Below are 19345 nucleotides of genomic sequence, written 5' to 3'. Positions count from 1 at the left end.
GCGGAAACGTTGTTTTCATGGTCGTTTGAATGTGGCACCACGGTAGGTCGCGGTATTAGCGGGGGAAGCGCTTTCGATCCGCCGCACCGCCCGGACTGTGGTGTCAACTCGGGGTTGAATACCGCCAAGTTCCGCACGGTGGGCGTCGGCTTTCCATAGGCTTGGCTCTGAGTGGGACTCTCCACTTTAGAATCGGCGCATGGGGACTTGGCAGGGTCCGGTCGGGTTTCGCTTCCGGCGCTGCCGAGTGCGAAAAATACATGTCTTTCCGATGACTAGTGAGACGCGGGGCGCTTGTCTCATCTTGTGGCGTGGGGGGCGGCGTTACACTGAGGCGGTGAGCATGTCGTCGATCGTCAATACGGTGCAGGTGGCCAGCGCGTTGAGCGCTGCGATAACCGTCAGGCTCAGTCACTGCACGATGGCGTTCGAGTTGGAGCCCGATGAGTCATTCGAGGTCACGGAAAGAACTCCACCAGGGGGATATGTCGAGATCATCTTCGACACCTATGAAGGACGCCCGATTTTATGGGTGCATGGCTGGGAATTCGGAGACACCGAAATATCGGTGAACGGTGTCCGGCGAAACGTTCCGCCGTGCAGCCGAAACAATCAGCCGGATTTTCGTTTGAAAGGTTGGCCATCGGGCCGGCCAGAGGCTGCTCCTTCGGCCGGTATCTACGTTTGTGACGAGCGAACCGAAGGTGCCAATCGGATCGACGTCGATGACTCCGGGGTGGCGACTTCGTACCTGAGTCCGCCGAAGCAACCGATTTGGTACTCGGGTACGGGTATCGACGGCAGTCCACCCAAGCTGGTCCTCCACGACGATGGGGTTCGCATCATCGGAGCGCATGGCCACGTAGTCGCTGACGGTGGCTAAGCGCGTTAGCGGTCCAGGAGCCCCGGGCGCTCGTACGGCGAGCCCGTCTTGCGCCGGCCGTGGCTGCTGCCGCCGGTGGCCATCGCCAAAGAACGGCGATGGCGGCGCATGGTGCACCGAGAGGTCGTGAACTCGTTCACGGCCGGGCGGCGGTGCACCATGGCCGCCTCCGTCGACAAGGCCCGCAACTGGTTCATCGTGACCGCGGGCCTTGGTCTCGCCCACACGTCGAGAGGGCGAAGGCCCACCTTCCTCGTCAGGGATGCTGTGGAGTGATGGTGTCGCGGGTGATCGACTCGACCTTCTCCTGCGCCTTCTTGGCGTCGGTGACCCAGAGCTTGTAGAAGTCGAACGGGCAGTCGGCCACGCCCTTGTCGCCTTCGTCCGCGTCCTGTACGCCGGTGTAGCCGCGGTGCAGCAGCTTGAAGATGTGGTTCTGCGACTGGTCGTAGGTGCGTGCGTCGCGGATCGCCGAAACCGACAGCTGTGCGTACTGGATTCCGTATTCCTCTTCGCCGGTCTCGCCGAGCGTGCGCCCGTCGAAGCCGATGATCGCGGAATGGCCGAAGTACGAGTACACGCCGTCGAAACCGGCGGCATTCGCGACGGCCACGTAGCAGTTGTTGGCCCACGCCATCGCCTTGGCCATCAGGACCTGCTGCTCCTTGGCCGGGTACATGTAGCCCTGGCAGCGCACGATCAATTCGGCGCCCTTCATCGCGCAGTCGCGCCAGATCTCCGGGTAGTTCCCGTCGTCGCAGATGATCAGCGAGATCTTCATCCCCTTCGGGCCGTCGCTGACGTAGGTCTCTTCGCCCGGATACCAGCCTTCGATCGGGCACCACGGCAGGATCTTGCGGTACTTCTGGACGATCTCACCGCGGTCGTTGATGAGCACGAGCGTGTTGTACGGCGGCTTGGCCGGGTGGTCCTCGTGCCGCTCGCCGGTGATGGAGAAGACGCCCCAGGTCTGGGCTTCCCGGCACGCGGCCGCGAAGATCTCGGTCTCCTCGCCGGGAATCGTCGCGGCGGTCTCGTACATCTCCTTCGGGTCGTACATGATGCCCTGCGTCGAGTACTCGGGGAACACCACGAGATCCATGCCGGGAAGCCCGGATTTCATGCCCACCACCATTTCGGCGATCTTGCGGGCGTTGTCGAGGACTTCGGCCTTGGTGTGCAGCCGTGGCATCTTGTAGTTGACCACCGCGACACCGACCGTGTCCGGGCTGGCGGAAATGTCACCGTGTCGCATGAAGACTCCTTTTCTCCGAACGGTTTTTCAGGACGTCGAGGGAACCGGCGGTCGCGACGAGCGCCACCGCGATCGCGGCCGCCAGCAGTGCGGTGCCGCCGTCGCTGCGGTAGGTGCCGGTCAGGCCGAGGAAGGCGGGCACCGTGCAGGTCGGCTGGCTGAGCAGCAGGACGGTCCAGCCGGTGAACCGGGTCAGCTGTTCCTTTCCGAGGCCGAGCACCAGGAAGAACAGTGTCCACAGCAACGCCCAGGACAGCCAGATGACGCCGAACACCGGGTCGTCGTCGTGCCAGAAGGCGATCCCGGCGTACACCACGGCGGCGCCCGCCACGAAGAGCGAGAACCAGCCGATGCCTTCGGGTGTCAGGCCCGCGAGATTCGCGATGCCGACGTACAGGTAGGTGAAACCGAACAGGTACAGGCCGGACGCGGCGAGGATCGCGTCCGGGTTTCCCTCCGCCTGGACGATCAGCACGGTCGGGGTGACGCACTGCAGCGCGCCGACGAACAGGTTCAGCACCGCCGCCGAACGAGGCGGTATCCGGCCGAGCAACATCAGGCCGTTGATCATCAGGGCGGCCCCGACGTAGAGCAGGCCCACGTCGCCCATGCTCACCTCCGCATAACGTGCGTCACATGAAATAATTCCAGATGAAAGTATGTGGCGTGTCGGAATGAGTCAAGGGGGTGGCTTTCAGAGCCGGGTGAGGACTTCGAAGTCGTAGCCGTCGGCGACCGCGAGATGGACGTGCTGATCGGCCTGCTGTCCGCGGAACTCGATCGTGCCACGCGGTCCGTGATAGGCGACGCCGTCGATCGCCGCGTTGAGCGCGGGAAGCTCCGACGTGCCCGCCCTGCCGACGAGTTCGGCCAGCGTGTGCAGCCCCTCGTAACAGGATTCGGCGGCGTTGTTCAAAGCCGGGGCGCCGGGGCCGTTGCGGCCGACATAGCGGCCGAGGAGGTCCATCGCGTCGGCGGTGACCATCGAGCGGAAGTAGGCGGCGGAGACGTAGAGGTCGCCGGTGGCGTGCGCGCCGCTCGCGAGGAGCATGTTCTCCTCCATCAGCGGGCTGAACCGGAGCAACCGGTCGCTGAGCCCGTGCGCGGCGAAGGCCCGGTTGAAGCGCACCGCGTCCTGCCCGACCAGCAACATGAGCACACCGTCGCTTGTGGACTGCTCGACCTGGCGGACCACCGTGGACATATCGCCCGCGCCGAGCCCGACGAACGCCTCTCCGGTGATGCGCAGATCGAGATCCTTGGCGTACTGGCGGATCGCGCGGGTCGACCGGTGCGGCCAGACGTAGTCGTCGCCGACGACGAACCAGCGCCGGGCACCGAGGTGATCGCGCAGCCAGCGCAGTGCCGGCTCGATCTGGCAGCGCGGCGTCTCGCCCGTGCAGAAGATGCCCGAGCGGCGCTCGCCGCCTTCGTAGAGCGAGGTGTACACGTACGGCACCCGGTCGGCCACGACCGGCGCGAGCGCGTGCCGGATCGACGAGATGTGCCAGCCACTCACCGCGTCGACCCGCCCGCTGTCGACCAGACGCCGCACTTCGCCGGCTACTCGCGCGGGAGTGCCGCCACCGTCGACCACCTCGGCCTCGACCCGCCTGCCGAGGATGCCGCCGGATTCGTTGAGTTCGTGGACGGCCAGCTCCGTGATCGCCTCGCACGACGGGCCGAACAGTCCTGCCGGCCCCTGCAACGGGACCACCATGGCCACACGCCAGGTGTCGTCGCGGGGCCGGGTGGCGAGGCGTGGGGGCATGGCGCTCCGTGCGGTGGCCCGGTAAGGTCAAAGTGCTTTCACCTGGAAGTATTGCGAGGGTGTCCGGTTTTGGCAAGGGGACGGGATATGGGGACACGCGGTGTCACGACCGCCGGAACGTCGCTCACCGGCTCGCTCACCCGCGCCGCCCGCGCCGTCGCCGCCCGGGTGGAGCAGGTGCTCGTCAAGGAAGGTCTCACCCTGGACCAATGGCTGGTGCTGGACACCCTGAGTGGCAAGGGTGGTCTCGCCATGGCCGACCTCGCCGACCGGACGCTCGCCACCGCCCCGACGTTGACCAGGGTGGTCGACAAACTCGTGACCACCGCGCAGGCCTACCGCGAGGTCGACGCCGCCGACAGACGCCGCGTCCTCGTCCACCTCAGCGCCCGCGGCCGGGCGACGCACCGGCGCGTGGCCGCGAAGGTGTCCGAGGTGGAAGCCCTCCTCGACGTGCCGGACGAAGTGCTCGCGGTGTTGGGGACGCTCGGCGGCTGAAGGTCAGGCGTACGGCACAGTCTTCGGCTTGGCCAGCGCGACGATGCCGAGGATCCCGGCGACGACGAGCGCCACGAACACGAACAACGCGGCCACCACGAACACGATCCGGAAGCCGGTGGCGTCCGAGAGCAGCCCGCCCAGGACCGGTGCGATCACCAGGGCGAGGACGCCGAGCCCCGCCGTCACCCCGGTCGCTGCGCCACGACCGGTCCTGAGACGCCGGATCAACGCGACGGTCACGCCTAGGGCGGCGCCCGCGCCGAGTCCGTTGAGCACCCGGCCGACCAGGAGCATCCCGCTGCTGGGCCCGAAGGCGACCAAGAGCACGCCCAGCAGCATGAAGACGAGCGCGGACACGGTCACCGAGGTCGGGAACCGGGCACCGGGCAACAGACCCGCCGGGAAGGCGAGCGCGGCCGCGACCACGTACGCGACGACTCCGTTCAGCAGCAGCGACTGGCTGGATATGCCCAAGTCGATCTGCAGGGCCGGTTCACCGTCGAAGCGGTAGATCACGGTGAGCAGGAACAGACCGATAAGCGCGGCGAACCCGGGACCGATGACAAGCCACCAGGGAGGGCCGGCGGCCGGCTGCGGATCGTTCTGCGTCGGCAGGTACATGCGCACAACCTATAGCGCGCGGCGCCGTGGTCGGGCCAGTTCGCGGGGCGAGATCGGAAAGGCGTTGTTCGGCGCGGCCGTCCCGGGTGAGGCCAGGTTCGTTCCAGGAGTTGGCGCGGTCGCTCGAGCCGTCCGGTTGGCAGCCCGATATGCGGCAGCGGGACCGAGCAACGGATTGCCGGTCAGGGCCGTGCGAGGCGGACACGCGGTATCGCCGACGCACTCAGCGCTCGATCTCTGTCGAGGATCTGCCCCGCCATCCAGGGAACCCCTCGTTTCGCGAGCCGAACCGAGCTTTGCAGTACTGAAAAGGGCGTTCGTCAGAAGAAAGTTTCCCTTGAATCAGAAAGCCGCACGAAACCAGCAAGAGTGGATCGTCACGCGTTCAAAGCTGCCGACCACGGAGTCCGCGGGAAGATCGCCGTGAACCCGAGTAAGCGGCGTAACCCGCCGAGGGTGGCATTCGTCTTGCGTTTGCCCGGTCCGGGTGGGATGTGCGTTCAGCCGCGCTCCCCGCCCCGGCTCTCGACGCTGGACTAAGCTCCGCCGAGCGAGTCCGACCCGGGAGAATGAGCTTGGTGGGCACCATGAGCGACCACGATTTGACACGCCGAGGCGTGGAGTTGCGGCACGAGGATCGGCATGAGGAAGCCGTGCGCGCACTTCGAAAAGCAGTCATAGCGGGGGAGTCCGACGCTCCCAAGGAGCTCGCCTACGCCTTGATGGGCTCCGCGCGACCACGCGAAGCCGTCAAGGTGCTCAAGCGTGCGATCAAGGCGGGCAGAGCCGACCTGTACGGTCTCCTCGGATCGGTCGCCGCCGAGTGCGGACAAGCGAGAATCGCAGAAAAGGCGTATCGAGACGCTATCGAAAAAGGTGATGTCGAAGCGCTCAACGACTATGCCGTTTTCCTCCAGGATGAAGAACGATTCGAGGAAGCCCGGGAAGTCTTGCAGCGGTCGGCCGACCTCGGCGACATCCTCGCACCTGGGAACCTGGTCGTCCTGCACTCGGAAGATCTCGATGATCCCGCGACCGCGGCCGAAGTCGGGGAAAGATACCTGGGGCCGGGAAACCCGGGTGTCTATGCCGCTTTGGCCGCCGCCTACGCCCGCCTCGGGCGCTTGGGCGAGGCTGAAAGCCTTTTCAGGCAGGCCATCGAACTGCATGCGCCGCGAATCCATCAGCGGTATGCGCGATTCCTCTGGCGTTATCGAGAGGATCTCAAAGCCGCCGAAGAAGAATTTTGGGAAGGATTCGATCAAGACGAAGAAGGTTGGAGCTCCGCCTTGGGTGAGTTCCTCCTCAGTCAAGGGCGCGTCGACGAAGCTCGAGCCGTTCTCGAACGCGGACTGGCGTGGGGCGACCTTGCCGCCCGACACCTTTTGGACGACCTGAACCGGCGGTGATCCATGCACCGTGCCCAGTCAGGCGCTACCGGCCTCACGCGCGGCGCGTAAACTCCCGCCTCGCGCGGCATGAATACCTGCCGGTGCCCCTCGTCACCGCGATCTTGTTCGCGGGCACGTTGCGACGATCGCCGGGCTGGCGCTCACCTCCGGGGCCTCCCCGCAGGACGCTGCCGGCGTGCGGACGACTCGGTTCGCGATCGCTCCGCTACCTACCCGGTTGCGGTCCGAGTAGTCCGTGGGTGCGAGTACGTGTGCTCGTAGACGGTCTGCACGAATTTCTCGGTAGTCACGTGTTCGGCCAGCACCGGCGAGGGCGCGCGGAGCCGGTGCCGGATCTTGAACGGCCCGAGGTCGAGGTAAATGAGCAACCTGACCTGGCCTTGCTTGAGGAATCGCCCACTGTCATCAGTGATGGGGTGCTCCGCCTCGAAATCCACGTGAACAAGGTGAACAACGCGGCTGTATGCAGGATCACATCGCCCGGGGAGACGTCCCCGGCGCTTCAGCGAACGATCGAGCCTGGTGGTCAGGAGCTGGGAGAAAGTGAGATCGCGGGGGGAGGGGCCTGTGTGGCCCCTCCCGTCCCGTTCCTCTGCGACGTGCCCCCGGCAGGACTTGAACCTGCGACCTAGAGATTAGAAGGCTCTTGCTCTATCCAGCTGAGCTACGAGGGCCGACGTCGGCGACGTTGGGTGCCGCCCAGCATCGGCAGCTTAGCCGTCGCCAACCTGTCGATCGTTCGACACCGCCAGATCGTTTCAGTTCGAGCCCATCCTTTTTTGGAACGCCCGTGAGCGCGTCACGACGCGGGGTGACGCGCTCACGGGCCGGGGCCGCTTCGGGGGAGCGGCCCCTGGGTTCGCGCAGGTCGCGAGTCGACTCGTCCGCGAGCGACCGGCACGAACCGCCGGGGTGGTCAGTCCCAGATCTTGAGGGCGCGGATCACGAACGGTCCCTGGGGTACGTAGGTGCCACCACCCGGATAGGTGATGAAATCTCCTTCGGTCGTGCATTCCTCGCTCTGGTAAATCGTCACGTCCCGGCTCAGCCGGTTGACGAACGAATGCCCGTCGAAGCCTTCGGGTAAGGGAATGCATTCGTCGGGATTGGCGGTGCGCAGGTCGAATTTGTGCACCGTACCGCCGTACGAATCTTCGCCCCATACGCAGAACTCGCCCTTCTGGCAGGGGGGTTCAGGTGGCGCGGTGGTGGCGCTCGCGACTCCGGCGCTGGTCAGCAGGCCGAACATGGCCAGCAGGAGCACGTGCGGGAGGCGGGCGCGCAGGTTCGTCAAACGTCGTTGCATGGTGGTTCTCCCCCGTGAATCGGCGGCTCGACCGCCGTCGGTGAATGTGTGATTCCACGATGGCGCGCGAGGGAGGGTTTGTCTGCCCGCATTTCTACTTCTGTGGATAAGTAGTAGTGCGCCGCTCGATCGGGGCGAGTTGTCCACATATCGCCGGGGCCGCCTTGCGCGTGGCGAAAGCGGGTGCTACGCGGGTGCGGTGGAGTCCCGGACGACCAGTTCGGCGGGTACCTCGGCCGGCGCGGGGGCTTTCTCCCCGCGCAGCAGGCCCAGCACCAGTTCGCCGGCCGCCCGTCCCTTGGCGGCGAGGTCCTGCCGGACCGTCGTCAGCGGTGGTTCGGACCACCGGGCGGGCGGGACGTCGTCGTAGCCCACGACCGAAAGGTCGCCCGGCACCGACAGGCCGAGCTGCCTGGCGGCCGAAATCGCCGCCAGGGCCAGGAGATCCGACATGCACAGCAGCGCGGTGGGCCGTGGTCGCCGGTCCAGCAGGCCGAAGGCGCTCGAGAGAGCTCCTTCGATCGACAACCCGGACGCCTCCCAGATCGGCACGTCCGCCGCCGGGATCCCCGCCTCGGCCAGCGTCTCCAGGTAACCGGCCAGCCGTTCGCGGTTGTCGTGGAACCGGCTGTTCCCGGCCTCGGCCGCGCTCAGTTCGCCGCCGCGCGGCGCCGAGAGGCACTGCGCCGAGAAGATCCCGATCCGCCGATGTCCGAGCTCCACCAGGTGCCGGGCCGCGGCGGCCGCTCCGGCCCGGTCCGCGACGCCGATCCTCGCCGAACCGCGGATATGCGGCTGGTCGATGACCACCAGCGGCAGGCCCCGGTCCCGGACCGCGGTCAGCGCCGGCGCGCCGTCGGGCAGCGAATACGCCACCGCGATGTCGGCCTGCGCGGTCAGGATCCGCTCCGCGCGCGGCCCACCGCTCTCGCCGTCACCGGGCAGCAGCAGAAGGGCGTGGCCCTCGGGATCGACGACGGTCGAAAGCGCGTCGAGGGTGACCGACAACGCGGGATCCGAGAACGCCGTCGAAAGATTCGTGTCGAGCAGGACGGCGATCGCGCCGGTGCGGCTGGTGGCGAGACTGCGGGCGGTCGGGTTCGGCCCCGCGTACCCGATCTTTTTGGCCGCGCGAAGCACCTCTTCCCGCAGCTGGGCGGACAGCTGATCGGGCCGGTTGTAGGCGTTGGAGACGGTCGCCCGCGACACCCCGACGGCGTCGGCGACATCGTCCAACGTCGGCCTTCGCCGTCGCGTGCTGGTCACCGCCGCAGTCTAGTCCCGGCCGGGGCCGGTGGACTTTCTGAAGCGCTTAAGTCATTCTGGGGGAAGGGGAATCGAAAGGAGACTGGGGTCTATGCGTGACCGTACGGCCGTTTTCGTCGTGTTCGCGCTCAACGGGGCCGCGCTCGGCTCCTGGGCGCCGCGGACACCGGCGTTGTCGGAAAGGGTGGACGCCTCTCCGGGGGTCTTCGGGCTGGCCCTGCTGGGCGCCAGCGTCGGCATGCTGATCGCGGCGTCGGTTTCGGGACGGCTGATCGAGCGGTACGGCGCCCGCGCGGTGGTCGCGGGCAGCACGGTCATCGCCTGCGCGGCGCTGCCGATGATCGGCTTCTCGACGTCGGTCGCCCTGCTCGCCGGGGCGTTGTTCGTCCTCGGGGCGAGCGTCGGCGCGCTCGACGTGGCGATGAACGTCGCCGGAGTCGAGGTGGAGCGCCGGTCCGGTCGTGCGATCATGCCGATCCTGCACGCCGGATTCAGCTTCGGCGCGTTGGCGGGCTCCGTCGCCGCGGGATTCGCCGCGTCGCACCAGTGGTCGCCGGGGAGGCATCTCACGGTCGCCGCACTGGCCGCCCTGGTGGTGCTCGCCTTCGTCATCGCCGCCGTGCCGGGCGCGCGGCCCGAACACACCGAACCCGTCGAGAAGCCGCGAGTGCCGCCGATCAAACGTCCCGTCCTCTGGCTGCTCGCCGCCATCGCGCTGTTCTCGGCGATCGCGGAGGGGGCGAGTTCGGACTGGTCCGCCCTGCTGATGACGTCCGTGCACGGGGTCGGTGACGGCGCCGCCGCCTTCGCGTACTCGGGGTTCGCCCTGGCCATGGCACTCGCCAGGCTCGCGGGCGCCTGGCTGCAGAACCGTTTCGGCGCGACACGCGCGCTGGCGGTGGGCGCCGGGATCGCCGCGGCAGGCCTCGTGCTCGCCGCGCTGGCCCCCGTTCCGGTGTTCGGGTTCGTCGGCTTCGCGCTGGCGGGTGCCGGACTGGCCGCGGCCTTCCCGATCGCGTTGAGCCTCGCGGGCGCGTCCGGCAAGCGCGCCGACGGAACCGGAGGTGAGCGCGAACTGGCTTTCGTCACGGCGATCGCGTACACCGGCTTCCTCGCGGGGCCGCCGCTGATCGGTGGAATCGCGCAGGTGACGTCGCTTTCGGTGTCGTTCCTGTTCGTCGGGCTGACCGCCGCGCTGATCGTGCCGTCCGCGGTGGCGGCGGCGCGAGCGCGGAAACGGGAGGCCGTGGCCGAACCTGTCACCCGTTGACATCTCGGTAAACTGAAATGAATGCGCTTCGGTCGCTGTTTCAGTGAGGCTAATCCGGGAGGGTGCTGATGCTCGGGGGTGGCGGAGGTATCCCGGCGCGATTGGTGCGCACCACGATGCCCTGGCTGGTCCTGGTCCCGGTGGCGTTCCGGCTCGCGATGCTGGTGCAGGCGCTGTGGGTGGCTGGTCCGGGGTCGTCGCTGCTGTGGACGTTCGTGGCGCTGCATCTGGTGCCCAACGTCGTCGCGGCCGTCTGGATCTTCCGCTGGTCCGCGGCGGGGACGAGGCTGGTTCCGTTGGTGGACAGCGCGTTCGCCGTGCTCTTCGTCTTCGGGGCCGCGCCGTTCGCACAGGACACCGCGATCACGTCGATCACCTGGACCCATCTGATGGGCACGGTGATGGTCTGGACCCTGCTGCGCGGCGCGACGGCCGGGGCGCTGGCCATCGGGGCCGCGGTGCTGTCGCACACCCTGCTGGACCCGGCTTCCTCGCTCGGTCTCCTTCTCACGCTCGGGACCGCGCTGGTGGTGTCGCTCGCCGTCGCCGGCCTGGTCGGCGCGTCGATGCGGTTCGCGGTCGGATTCGGGGAGCAGCAGGGCAGGGCGGCGGAACGCGAACGGCACCGCCGCGACGTCCACGACACCGTCCTGCAGGTGATGGAGTCGTTCGCGATCCCCGCGCCCGCCGACGAACTCGACCCGGCGGCCAGCCTCGATCGCGTCCGCCGGACCGCTCGCGCCCAGGCGATGCGCCTCCGGATCAGCCTCGAACACGAATCCGCCGAAGGGATCGGACTGCACCAGCGGCTGCGGCTGCTCGCCGCCGAAATGGCCGCGGAGGGGCTGCGCGTCGAGGTCGTCGTCCAGGACGACGCCGCGCCGGAACTTTCGGCGGAGGCGGTCACGGCGCTGCACGACTCCGCCAGGGAAGCCCTGCGCAACACGTTGAAGCACTCCGGGACCAGGCGGGCCGTCGTGAGCATCGAAGAGATCGGCGGCGGGGTTTCCTTGACGGTGCGTGACCACGGCGCCGGTTTCGACGTCGGGGCCCGGCGGCGCGGCTTCGGCCTCGAGAACTCGATCATCGCGCGAATGGCGGAGATCGGCGGATTCGCGCGGATCGAATCCAGCCCGGGACTGGGAACGAGGGTGGTGCTCCTCGCCCCCTCAGTCCTGAGTCTCCCCGTCGGGTGAGTCCCGCCATTGGCGGAACGGACGGTCCAGCGTCCACTTGCCGCCCAGCCGCTCCACGACGCGGTATTCGCAGGTCTTCGGGTTGGACAGGGACTCGAACAACTCGATGCTCCAGCCGAAGAGCCGACGGCACAGCAAGCGGATGGTGAGCCCGTGTGAGACGACCAGCACGGTTTCGGGGTGATCTTCGCCGCACGCCGCCAGCTCGCTGAGGAACGCCGCGACCCGGTCGTCGACGTCCGCCCCGGACTCGCCGAACGGGAGCCGGTAGAAGAAGTGGCCGAACTCGTGGCGGCGTTGTTTCTGGACCTCCTGCTCCAGCGGGTCCTGGAGGTTGCCCCAGTCCTGTTCCCGCAGCCTCGGCTCCGGCACGATCCGCTCGCAGGAATCCCCGATGTCCAGCAGCCGCAAGGTTTCCCGCGTCCGCAGATACGGGCTGACGTAGACCGCCGCCCGCTGCCCGCCGAGGACCTCCTCGAGTTCCGGACCGGCCAGCTTCGCCTGCTCACGACCGGCGTCGGTCAGCGGCAGGGCGTGGTCGGGGATCCGGGTGTAGGCGAGCTCGTCGACGTTGCCGAGCGACTCGGCGTGCCGCAGCAGGATGATCCGCACGCCGCCATCTTGCCGGTTGCGCGTTCGGCATACCCTCGTGACGTGCCTTCAGACCCCGAGACGAAACCGGCCCCACCCGCGCGGAAGGCCGGTGTCCTGCCGCTGGTGTCGATCGGGGCGCTCTTGGCCGCGGTGGTGGCCGTCGGCCTGGTCGCGCTGACCGGTGGCGCCGGTTACGTCATCGCCGGACTCCCGGACCCTGGCCTGGTGACCCGCTACGGCATCACCGTCGTGCGGGTGCTGGCCGAGGCGGCTTCGGTGCTGTGCGTGGGTTCGCTGCTGCTCGCCGCGTTCCTCGTCCCGCCGCAGAAGTCCGGCACGCTCGCCGCCGACGGCTACGCGGCCATCCGGGTCGCCGGGGTCGCCGCGTGGGTCTGGTTCTTCGCGGCCGCCGCGTCGATCTTCTTCTCCGCGGCCGACGGCGCGGGCCGCCCGTTCACCGAGGTGCTCTCGCCGCAGGTGCTGGTCGACCTCGTCGACGCCATCGAACAGCCGAAGGCCTGGCTGTTCACCGCGTTGATCGCGTTGCTGGTCGCGCTCGGCTGCCGTCTCGCCCTGACCTGGGGCTGGACGACGGTGGTCTTCTTCCTGTCCGTCGGCGGCCTGGTCCCGGTCGCGGTCACCGGGCATTCCGCGAGCGGCGGCTCGCACGACATGGCGACCAACAGCCTGCTCTATCACCTGGTCGCCGCCGCGTTGTGGGTCGGCGGGCTGGTGGCGCTGCTGGCGCTCGGCTGGCGCCGCGGTGAGAACCTCAAGCTGGCCGCGACACGGTTTTCGAAGCTGGCGCTGGTGTGCTGGATCGTGATGGCGGTCTCCGGCATCGTGAACGCGCTGGTGCGGATCAGGATCGCCGACCTGTTCACCACCGACTACGGCCTTCTCGTGGTCGCGAAGGTCGTCGCGTTGCTGTTGCTCGGTGTCTTCGGGCATCAGCAACGGCAGAAGGGGGTCGCCGGGCTGGTGAACGGCGCGGGCGGCGGTCAGCTGCTGCGGCTCGCCGCGGTCGAGGTGCTGATCATGTTCGTCACGATCGGCATCGCCACGGGGCTCGCGAAGACCCCGCCTCCGCAGGAATCGCTGACCCAGCCGTCGACCACGGAACTGCTGATCGGGTACGACCTCTACGGTCCGCCGACCGTCTTCCGGTTGCTCACGGACTGGCGGTTCGATCTCGTCTACGGCACCCTCGCGCTCGTTCTCGCCGGGCTGTACCTCGCCGGGGTCCGGCGGCTGCGGCGCCGCGGCGACACCTGGGCCACCGGCCGGACGGTCGCGTGGCTGGCGGGCTGCTTCGTCCTGCTGATCGCGACGTCGTCCGGTATCGGGCGGTACGCGCCGGCGATGTTCAGCGTGCACATGGGCAACCACATGTTGCTGTCCATGGTGGCGCCGGTGCTGTTCGTGCTCGGCGGCCCCGTGACACTCGCGCTGCGCGCGCTGCCCACGGCGGGCAAGGACGCCCCGCCCGGACCGCGTGAATGGCTGCTCGCCTTCGTGCACTCGCCGCTCTCGCGGTTCCTGACCCATCCGATCGTCGCGTTGCTGCTGTTCGTCGGTTCCTTCTACGGCCTGTACTTCTCGGGCCTGTTCGATTCGGCGCTGAACTACCACTGGGCGCATCTGGCGATGAACGCGCACTTCCTGCTCGCCGGGTACGTCTTCTACTGGCCGGTGATCGGTGTCGACCCGGCACCACGACGGCTCCCACCGCTGGGACGGCTGGGGATGATGTTCGCGGCCATGCCGTTCCACGCGTTCTTCGGGATCGCGCTGATGAGCATGCAGACCGTGCTCGGGCAGGACTTCTACCGCGGGCTGAAACTGCCGTGGGTCACCGACCTCCTCACCGATCAGCGGCTCGGCGGCGGCATCGCGTGGGCGTCCGGTGAGCTGCCGGTGCTGCTGGTGCTCGTCGCGCTGCTGGTGCAGTGGGCGCGGCAGGACGAGCGCGAGGCGCGGCGCCGGGACCGCCGCGAGGAAGCCTCCGGTGACGCGGATCTGAACGCCTACAACGCGATGCTGAAGAAACTCGCCGACCAGGGGCGGGGGCCTGGGCAGGGCTCTTAGACGTCGGCCTGACGAACAGAGGCCGTGTCGCGAAAGCGGCTTTCGCAACCTGCTGCCGCCTTCGTATCGCCCTTCACGAACCCGCCCCGCCCCCCGCTACCACAACCCTCCGACAGCCGGCGCTTTCCTCCGCCGAGTTGTCCACAGGAAGCCCACCCCGACCGGAGTTGTCCACAGATCCGGTTTTCGTCCCTTTTCGCCCTTGAGTCCGAGGCAATCTGTGTTCAAGGGAAACGCCGGGAAGGTCCCGGAACGAGGAGAAGGGCGAGTGTGATGGCGATGGGCGAAACGTGGGTGACCATGATCGGCAACCTGACCAGCGAACCGGTCCACCACCCGGAGCGGGTGCACGGGCACGACGTCGTGTCGTTCGGCCTGCGGAGTGTCGAACGCCGCTACGACAAGGAAAGAGGGGAGTGGGGAGAGGGGCGGCAGCTCGCGGTCAAGGTCACCTGCTGGCGCAAGCTGGCGATGGCGGCGTTCTCCTGCCTGAGCAAGGGCGACCCGGTGATCGTGGCCGGGCGGCTGCGTGGCGCCGAGACCGAGGAGGAGATCCCGGCACCTCTGGGTCTACCTGAGCTTGAGGCCTTCTCCATCGGCCCCAACCTGGCGCGCTGCTCGGCCGAGATCCACCGGATGGGACGTGACCGGCCGAGAGCGATCCCGCCGGTGTCGCCGCCCGTCGGGAATCCCATGGTCACCGCGCTGGAGGAGGCGCCCGTGGGGTGAGGTTCCGATGCTCACTCAGTGATATCGGGCTGACTGTCGGTAGCTCGGTGGTGACCGCCGTCAAGGCCACGATCGCCTCGCTCTACGATCGTTCGCATGGCCGAGTTCATCTACACCATGAAGAAGGTGCGCAAGACCGTTGGGGACAAGGTCATCCTCGACGACGTCAGCACCGCGTTCTACCCCGGCGCCAAGATCGGCGTGGTGGGGCCGAACGGCGCGGGTAAGTCCACCGTTCTGAAGATCATGGCGGGGATCGAGCAGGCCAGCAACGGCGAAGCCTTCCTCCAGCCTGGCGCCAGCGTCGGCATCCTCATGCAGGAGCCGGAGCTCAACGAGGAAAAGACCGTCCGCGAAAACGTCGAAGAGGGCCTTGGCGACATCAAGGTCAAGCTCAACCGCTTCAACGAGGTCGCCGAGCTCATGGCGACCGACTACAGCGACGAGCTCATGGAGGAGATGGGCAAGCTCCAGGAGGAGCTCGACCACGCCGACGCGTGGGAGATCGACTCCACGGTCGAGCAGGCCATGGACGCGCTTCGCTGCCCGCCGCCGGACGAGCCGGTCACCCACCTCTCCGGTGGTGAGCGCCGCCGGGTCGCGCTGTGCAAGCTGCTCCTGTCCGCGCCCGACCTGCTGCTCCTCGACGAGCCCACCAACCATCTGGACGCCGAAAGCGTGCTGTGGCTGGAACAGTTCCTGGCGAACTACGCCGGCGCCGTCCTCGCCGTCACCCACGACCGGTACTTCCTGGACAACGTCGCCGAGTGGATCATGGAGCTCGACCGCGGCCGCGTCGTCGGCTACGAGGGCAACTACTCCACGTACCTGGAGAAGAAGCGCGAGCGCCTCGAGGTCCAGGGCAAGAAGGACGCCAAGCTCGCCAAGCGGCTGAAGTCCGAGCTCGACTGGGTCCGGTCCAACGCCAAGGCACGCCAGACCAAGTCGCGGTCCCGGCTCGACCGCTACGAGGAGATGGCCGCGGAGGCGGACAAGCACCGCAAGCTCGACTTCGAAGAGATCCAGATCCCGCCGGGGCCCCGGCTGGGCAGCGTGGTCGTCGAGGTCGAGAAGCTGCGCAAGGGTTTCGACGACCGTGTGCTGATCGACGGGCTGTCGTTCGACCTGCCGCGCAACGGCATCGTCGGCGTGATCGGGCCGAACGGTGTCGGCAAGACGACCCTGTTCAAGACGATCGTCGGGCTCGAGGAGCCGGACGACGGCCGCGTCAAGATCGGCGAGACGGTCAAACTGTCCTATGTGGACCAGAACCGCGGCGGGATCGACCCGAAGAAGACGGTATGGGAGGTGGTTTCGGACAAGCTGGACTACATCCACGTCGGGCAGACCGAAATGCCCTCGCGTGCCTACGTCAGCGCGTTCGGTTTCAAGGGGCCGGACCAGCAGAAGCCGGCGGGTGTGCTCTCCGGTGGCGAGCGCAACCGGCTGAACCTGGCGCTGACCCTCAAACAGGGCGGGAACCTGATCCTGCTCGACGAGCCGACGAACGACCTGGACGTCGAGACCCTGGGCTCGCTGGAGAACGCTCTCGAGCAGTTCCCCGGCTGCGCCGTGGTCATCTCGCACGACCGGTGGTTCCTCGACCGGGTCGCGACGCACATCCTCGCCTGGGAAGGTACGGACGAGAACCCCTCGCAATGGTTCTGGTTCGAAGGTAACTTCGAGGGCTACGAGAAGAACAAGGTCGAACGTCTCGGTGCCGAGGCGGCTCGTCCGCACCGCGTCACCCATCGCAAGCTGACCCGCGACTGAGGGCCGGGGGTTCCCCGTGGAAGCCAGCAAGCGCCAACGGCCGGGCTCGCCCACCACCATGGTGGGTGGGCGGACGGCTGCCACCGGGGGAACCCTGTCCGCTGTCGGCAGGTTGATCGAACGCGCGGACGCCCTGCACTTGAGGGCGCCCGAGCTCGCACTGGTCCTCGGGGAGCGCGCGGCCGCGCTCGCCGAGGCCGCCGGTGCCGACGAACAGTGGATCCGCGCGGAGAGCCTGGTGGTGAGCGCCCGGGTGCGGCTCGGCGGCCGTCCCCGGACGGTCGGCCGCGCCGTGGCCGCCCTGCGGGCCGCGGAACACGCGGGCTACGGCGACATCGCCGCCCGGCTGAGGATCGACCTGGCGGTCTGCGCGCGCAGCGTGGGCATCCCGCTGACAGGCCTGGCGGCGCTGCGTCCGTTGCTGGCGGATCCGGCGGTTTCGGCGTCGCACCGGGCGGAGGCGTTGTGTCACCTCGTGGGCTGCTTGGCGCAGTTCGGCCGCAAGACGGAACTGGACCGCGTGCTCGCCGAGGCGGACAAGCTCGTGCTCGGCGACGGCTCGATGACGGCGGATTCCCAGTTGCTGATCCGCGCGCTGCTGCGGGTCGGAGTTTCGGCACACCGGCGACGGCACGGTGACCTGACGTCGGCCGCCGACGCCGCGCGGACCGGGCTCGGCATGCTCGAAAAGCTCGGAAATCCCGACGACGACGGCGGTCTCGTCCGGATCAGGCTGATCCTGCAACTCGTCTGCACGTTGCTGGACCGGGGCGACACGGAGATGGCGCTGGAGGTCGCGCAGCCGATCCTCGACGCACCCGTCCGGGCCGCCGGGATCGCGCCTGCCGCGTGGCTGCGGCTGGCGGTGGCGACTCGTGTCCTGCTGCCCGCGGGATCCGGTGAAGCCGCGGGAATGCTCGTCCGTGAGGCGGTCGCGGGAGCCGAGGACCACAACCTGCACGCCGTCACGGCACGGCTGTGGCTGGAGCTCGCGCAAATCGAGGAACGGCTCGGCCGGGCCGAGGAGGCCATCGGCTGCCTGCACCGTTCGCGTGCCGCCGAACATCTGCACGCCCGTGCGCGCAGGCAAGCGTGCAACGTCCTGGTCGGCGAATTCGGCGCGGCCGAAAACGCCGCCGTCGACCTCGACGACGTCCTGCGTGCCGTCGCCGCGCGGCCGTCCGCCGCCGCGGCCCCCGTTCCCACACCGGAACCGGCCGAGGTGACCGCGGTGATCCCGGCGATCGACGTGACGCCCCCGAAGCGGGCCGCGGCCGAGCCGCCGATTCGCCGTGAACCACCGCGGCCCACGCGGCAGAGCAGGCATGCGGAATCCGCGCCGGCGCGGTACACGCCGGTCGAGCCTCCGCGCCCCGCCGCGGAGCCGAGCCCGGTGGTGCCGCCCGTGGCGCCGGTCGCGGAAAAGAGCGAAGCGCCGGTGCTGAAGCCGCCGTCCCGCCCCGAACCCGCCAGGGAAGCGGTGGCGTCCGACAGCGACTGGCGCCGTCGGGTGCCGAAGAAGGCCAAGCCGTCGATCAGGTTCGAGCCCAAGGCGGAACCGGTCGCGCCGAAACTGATGCCCCCGCCGAAGCCGGAGCCCGTGTCGCGCCCCGAACCGATGCCGCGCCCCGAGCCGGTCGCGCGCCCGGAACCGGAGCCTGTGCGCCGTCGCCGTCAGGAGGAGCCCGCGGCTCGCGAGACCGTCGCTCCCGAACCGGCGAGCGCCAGGCCGGAAACGCCGGCTCCGGTCACGCGGCGCCGGGCGGAGGAGCCGATGCCCGCCGCGGCGTCGGAGCCCGTCCTGCCGGAACTGCTGCTCGCTCCCGAGCCCGCCGCCGAACCACGGCCGCGCGTGGCGGCGGAGAACCGGCCGCCGGGCACCGCCGCGCCGTTGTGGGAGAGCGACGAGTGGGCGGCCGAAGAGCGGGCGCGCCGGTCCTCGGCGCCGGTCTCGCGCAAGACCAGGCACGACGCCGAACACGGTTCCGTGGCGGCGAAATCGGTCTTGGACCGGCTCGGGATCTCGAGCACGGGCGGACAGGGCGGTGGCCGGCGTCGCGCGGACGGCGCCGCGGATCCCGTGCGCCCCGAACCCGCCCCCGAACCCTTCGCCGAAGAACGCGCCGGCACCGGCCGTGCCCGCCGGGAACAGCCTCCGGTCGAGTACGGCGAACCCGCCGTCCCGCTCGCGCCGCCGCCTCGGGAGGACCCGGCGCCGTCGCAGGCGGGCGGGGCCGGGGAAGGCTCTCAGCCGAGCGCCAAGGAAGAGGTCGCGGATCCGTGGCTGCCGCGGTTGCGGATGCCGCCGGCGTTGGACCCGCTGACCGACACCGGCTCCTGGCGTCCGATCACGCCGTTCCCGGAGAGCTACGCCCGGGCGATCGCCGAGGACGAACCGCCGCCGGACGCCGGTCTCGCCGACCTGCTCGCCCGCGCCCTCGCGGAGCACCAGGCGGGCACCGCCAGTGCCGCCGCCCTCGTGAAACAGCTCGGCTCCCAGGACTCGGGAAAGCGTCCCGTCAACGGCCACGACCGGCACCGAGCCAACGGCAGCGACTGACCCGGGCGCGGTAGCAAAGGTCCCTTGCTCCCACCCCGGTGGAAGCGGCTACCGACTTGAACGATTCAGTCGGCCGGATGAGATCGCCCGAAGCGGCACCGTGTGGCAATGGGTGCTGGT

Annotated in this window: 16 protein-coding genes and 1 tRNA gene; 9 read left to right on the top strand and 8 right to left on the bottom strand. The window is 68.7% G+C overall.

Annotated elements, in window-relative coordinates; translation table 11 throughout:
* Nucleotides 1-337: 337 nt before the first annotated feature.
* Complete coding sequence (locus BLW75_RS42265) at nt 338-883, top strand: hypothetical protein (RefSeq protein ID WP_143055323.1); 546 nt, start codon at nt 338-340, stop codon at nt 881-883.
* Between the two features lie 256 nt (nt 884-1139).
* On the opposite strand, the gene BLW75_RS14520 is transcribed toward BLW75_RS42265, so the two are convergent.
* From BLW75_RS14520 to BLW75_RS14510, 3 genes are all read right to left on the bottom strand, one after another.
* Nucleotides 1140-2138, bottom strand: a complete 999-nt coding sequence (locus BLW75_RS14520; RefSeq protein ID WP_034313827.1) for an aliphatic amidase — start codon at nt 2136-2138, stop codon at nt 1140-1142.
* Nucleotides 2125-2748: an AmiS/UreI family transporter gene (locus BLW75_RS14515; protein WP_034313830.1), complete on the bottom strand. Its 624-nt coding sequence runs from the start codon at nt 2746-2748 to the stop codon at nt 2125-2127. The genes BLW75_RS14520 and BLW75_RS14515 overlap by 14 nt, the downstream gene beginning before the upstream one ends.
* Before the next feature lie 84 nt (nt 2749-2832).
* Nucleotides 2833-3909, bottom strand: a complete 1077-nt coding sequence (locus BLW75_RS14510) for a substrate-binding domain-containing protein (RefSeq protein ID WP_277814969.1) — start codon at nt 3907-3909, stop codon at nt 2833-2835.
* Nucleotides 3910-3996: 87 nt separating this feature from the next.
* Between BLW75_RS14510 and BLW75_RS14505 the strand changes: the two genes are divergently transcribed.
* Nucleotides 3997-4407 carry a MarR family transcriptional regulator gene (locus BLW75_RS14505; protein ID WP_034313835.1) on the top strand — a complete coding sequence of 137 codons (411 nt, stop codon included), beginning with the start codon at nt 3997-3999 and terminating at the stop codon, nt 4405-4407.
* A 3-nt stretch (nt 4408-4410) separates the two neighbouring features.
* On the opposite strand, the gene BLW75_RS14500 is transcribed toward BLW75_RS14505, so the two are convergent.
* Nucleotides 4411-5031, bottom strand: a complete 621-nt coding sequence (locus BLW75_RS14500; RefSeq protein ID WP_034313837.1) for an MFS transporter — start codon at nt 5029-5031, stop codon at nt 4411-4413.
* Between the two features lie 587 nt (nt 5032-5618).
* Here BLW75_RS14500 and BLW75_RS14495 point away from each other — a divergent pair.
* A complete protein-coding gene (locus BLW75_RS14495) occupies nt 5619-6440 on the top strand; it encodes a tetratricopeptide repeat protein (RefSeq protein WP_158005386.1) in 822 nt (273 codons plus the stop codon).
* Between the two features lie 603 nt (nt 6441-7043).
* Here the strand turns inward: BLW75_RS14495 and BLW75_RS14485 are convergent.
* From BLW75_RS14485 to BLW75_RS14475, 3 genes are all read right to left on the bottom strand, one after another.
* Nucleotides 7044-7117 (bottom strand) — tRNA-Arg (locus BLW75_RS14485).
* Between the two features lie 242 nt (nt 7118-7359).
* Complete coding sequence (locus BLW75_RS14480; protein ID WP_034313844.1) at nt 7360-7749, bottom strand: peptidase inhibitor family I36 protein; 390 nt, start codon at nt 7747-7749, stop codon at nt 7360-7362.
* A gap of 186 nt (nt 7750-7935) precedes the next feature.
* The gene (locus BLW75_RS14475; RefSeq protein WP_034313848.1) at nt 7936-8985 is read right to left on the bottom strand and encodes a LacI family DNA-binding transcriptional regulator; all 1050 of its coding nucleotides are present in this window, start codon (nt 8983-8985) and stop codon (nt 7936-7938) included.
* 121 nt (nt 8986-9106) lie between these two features.
* On the opposite strand from BLW75_RS14475, the gene BLW75_RS14470 reads away from it, so the two are divergent.
* A complete protein-coding gene (locus BLW75_RS14470; protein WP_034313850.1) occupies nt 9107-10285 on the top strand; it encodes an MFS transporter in 1179 nt (392 codons plus the stop codon).
* Nucleotides 10286-10401: 116 nt separating this feature from the next.
* Complete coding sequence (locus BLW75_RS14465) at nt 10402-11481, top strand: sensor histidine kinase (RefSeq protein ID WP_241783670.1); 1080 nt, start codon at nt 10402-10404, stop codon at nt 11479-11481.
* On the opposite strand, the gene BLW75_RS14460 is transcribed toward BLW75_RS14465, so the two are convergent.
* Complete coding sequence (locus BLW75_RS14460) at nt 11455-12093, bottom strand: histidine phosphatase family protein (RefSeq protein ID WP_034313856.1); 639 nt, start codon at nt 12091-12093, stop codon at nt 11455-11457. The two genes, BLW75_RS14465 and BLW75_RS14460, sit on opposite strands and share 27 nt — an antisense overlap.
* A 42-nt stretch (nt 12094-12135) precedes the next feature.
* Here BLW75_RS14460 and BLW75_RS14455 point away from each other — a divergent pair, with 42 nt between their 5' ends.
* The 4 genes from BLW75_RS14455 (at nt 12136) to BLW75_RS14440 (ending at nt 19225) form a co-directional block, all read left to right on the top strand.
* Complete coding sequence (locus tag BLW75_RS14455) at nt 12136-14163, top strand: bifunctional copper resistance protein CopD/cytochrome c oxidase assembly protein (RefSeq protein WP_034313859.1); 2028 nt, start codon at nt 12136-12138, stop codon at nt 14161-14163.
* A 279-nt stretch (nt 14164-14442) separates the two neighbouring features.
* A complete protein-coding gene (locus BLW75_RS14450; RefSeq protein WP_241783672.1) occupies nt 14443-14892 on the top strand; it encodes a single-stranded DNA-binding protein in 450 nt (149 codons plus the stop codon).
* A gap of 96 nt (nt 14893-14988) precedes the next feature.
* Nucleotides 14989-16665: an energy-dependent translational throttle protein EttA gene (gene ettA / locus BLW75_RS14445; RefSeq protein ID WP_034313863.1), complete on the top strand. Its 1677-nt coding sequence runs from the start codon at nt 14989-14991 to the stop codon at nt 16663-16665.
* Nucleotides 16666-16681: 16 nt separating this feature from the next.
* A complete protein-coding gene (locus tag BLW75_RS14440) occupies nt 16682-19225 on the top strand; it encodes a tetratricopeptide repeat protein (protein ID WP_034313866.1) in 2544 nt (847 codons plus the stop codon).
* Nucleotides 19226-19345 lie beyond the last annotated feature (120 nt).

This window comes from Amycolatopsis lurida (assembly GCF_900105055.1).
GTDB classification, from domain to species: Bacteria; Actinomycetota; Actinomycetes; order Mycobacteriales; family Pseudonocardiaceae; genus Amycolatopsis; species Amycolatopsis lurida.
This window is presented reverse-complemented; position numbering and strand designations above follow the sequence as displayed.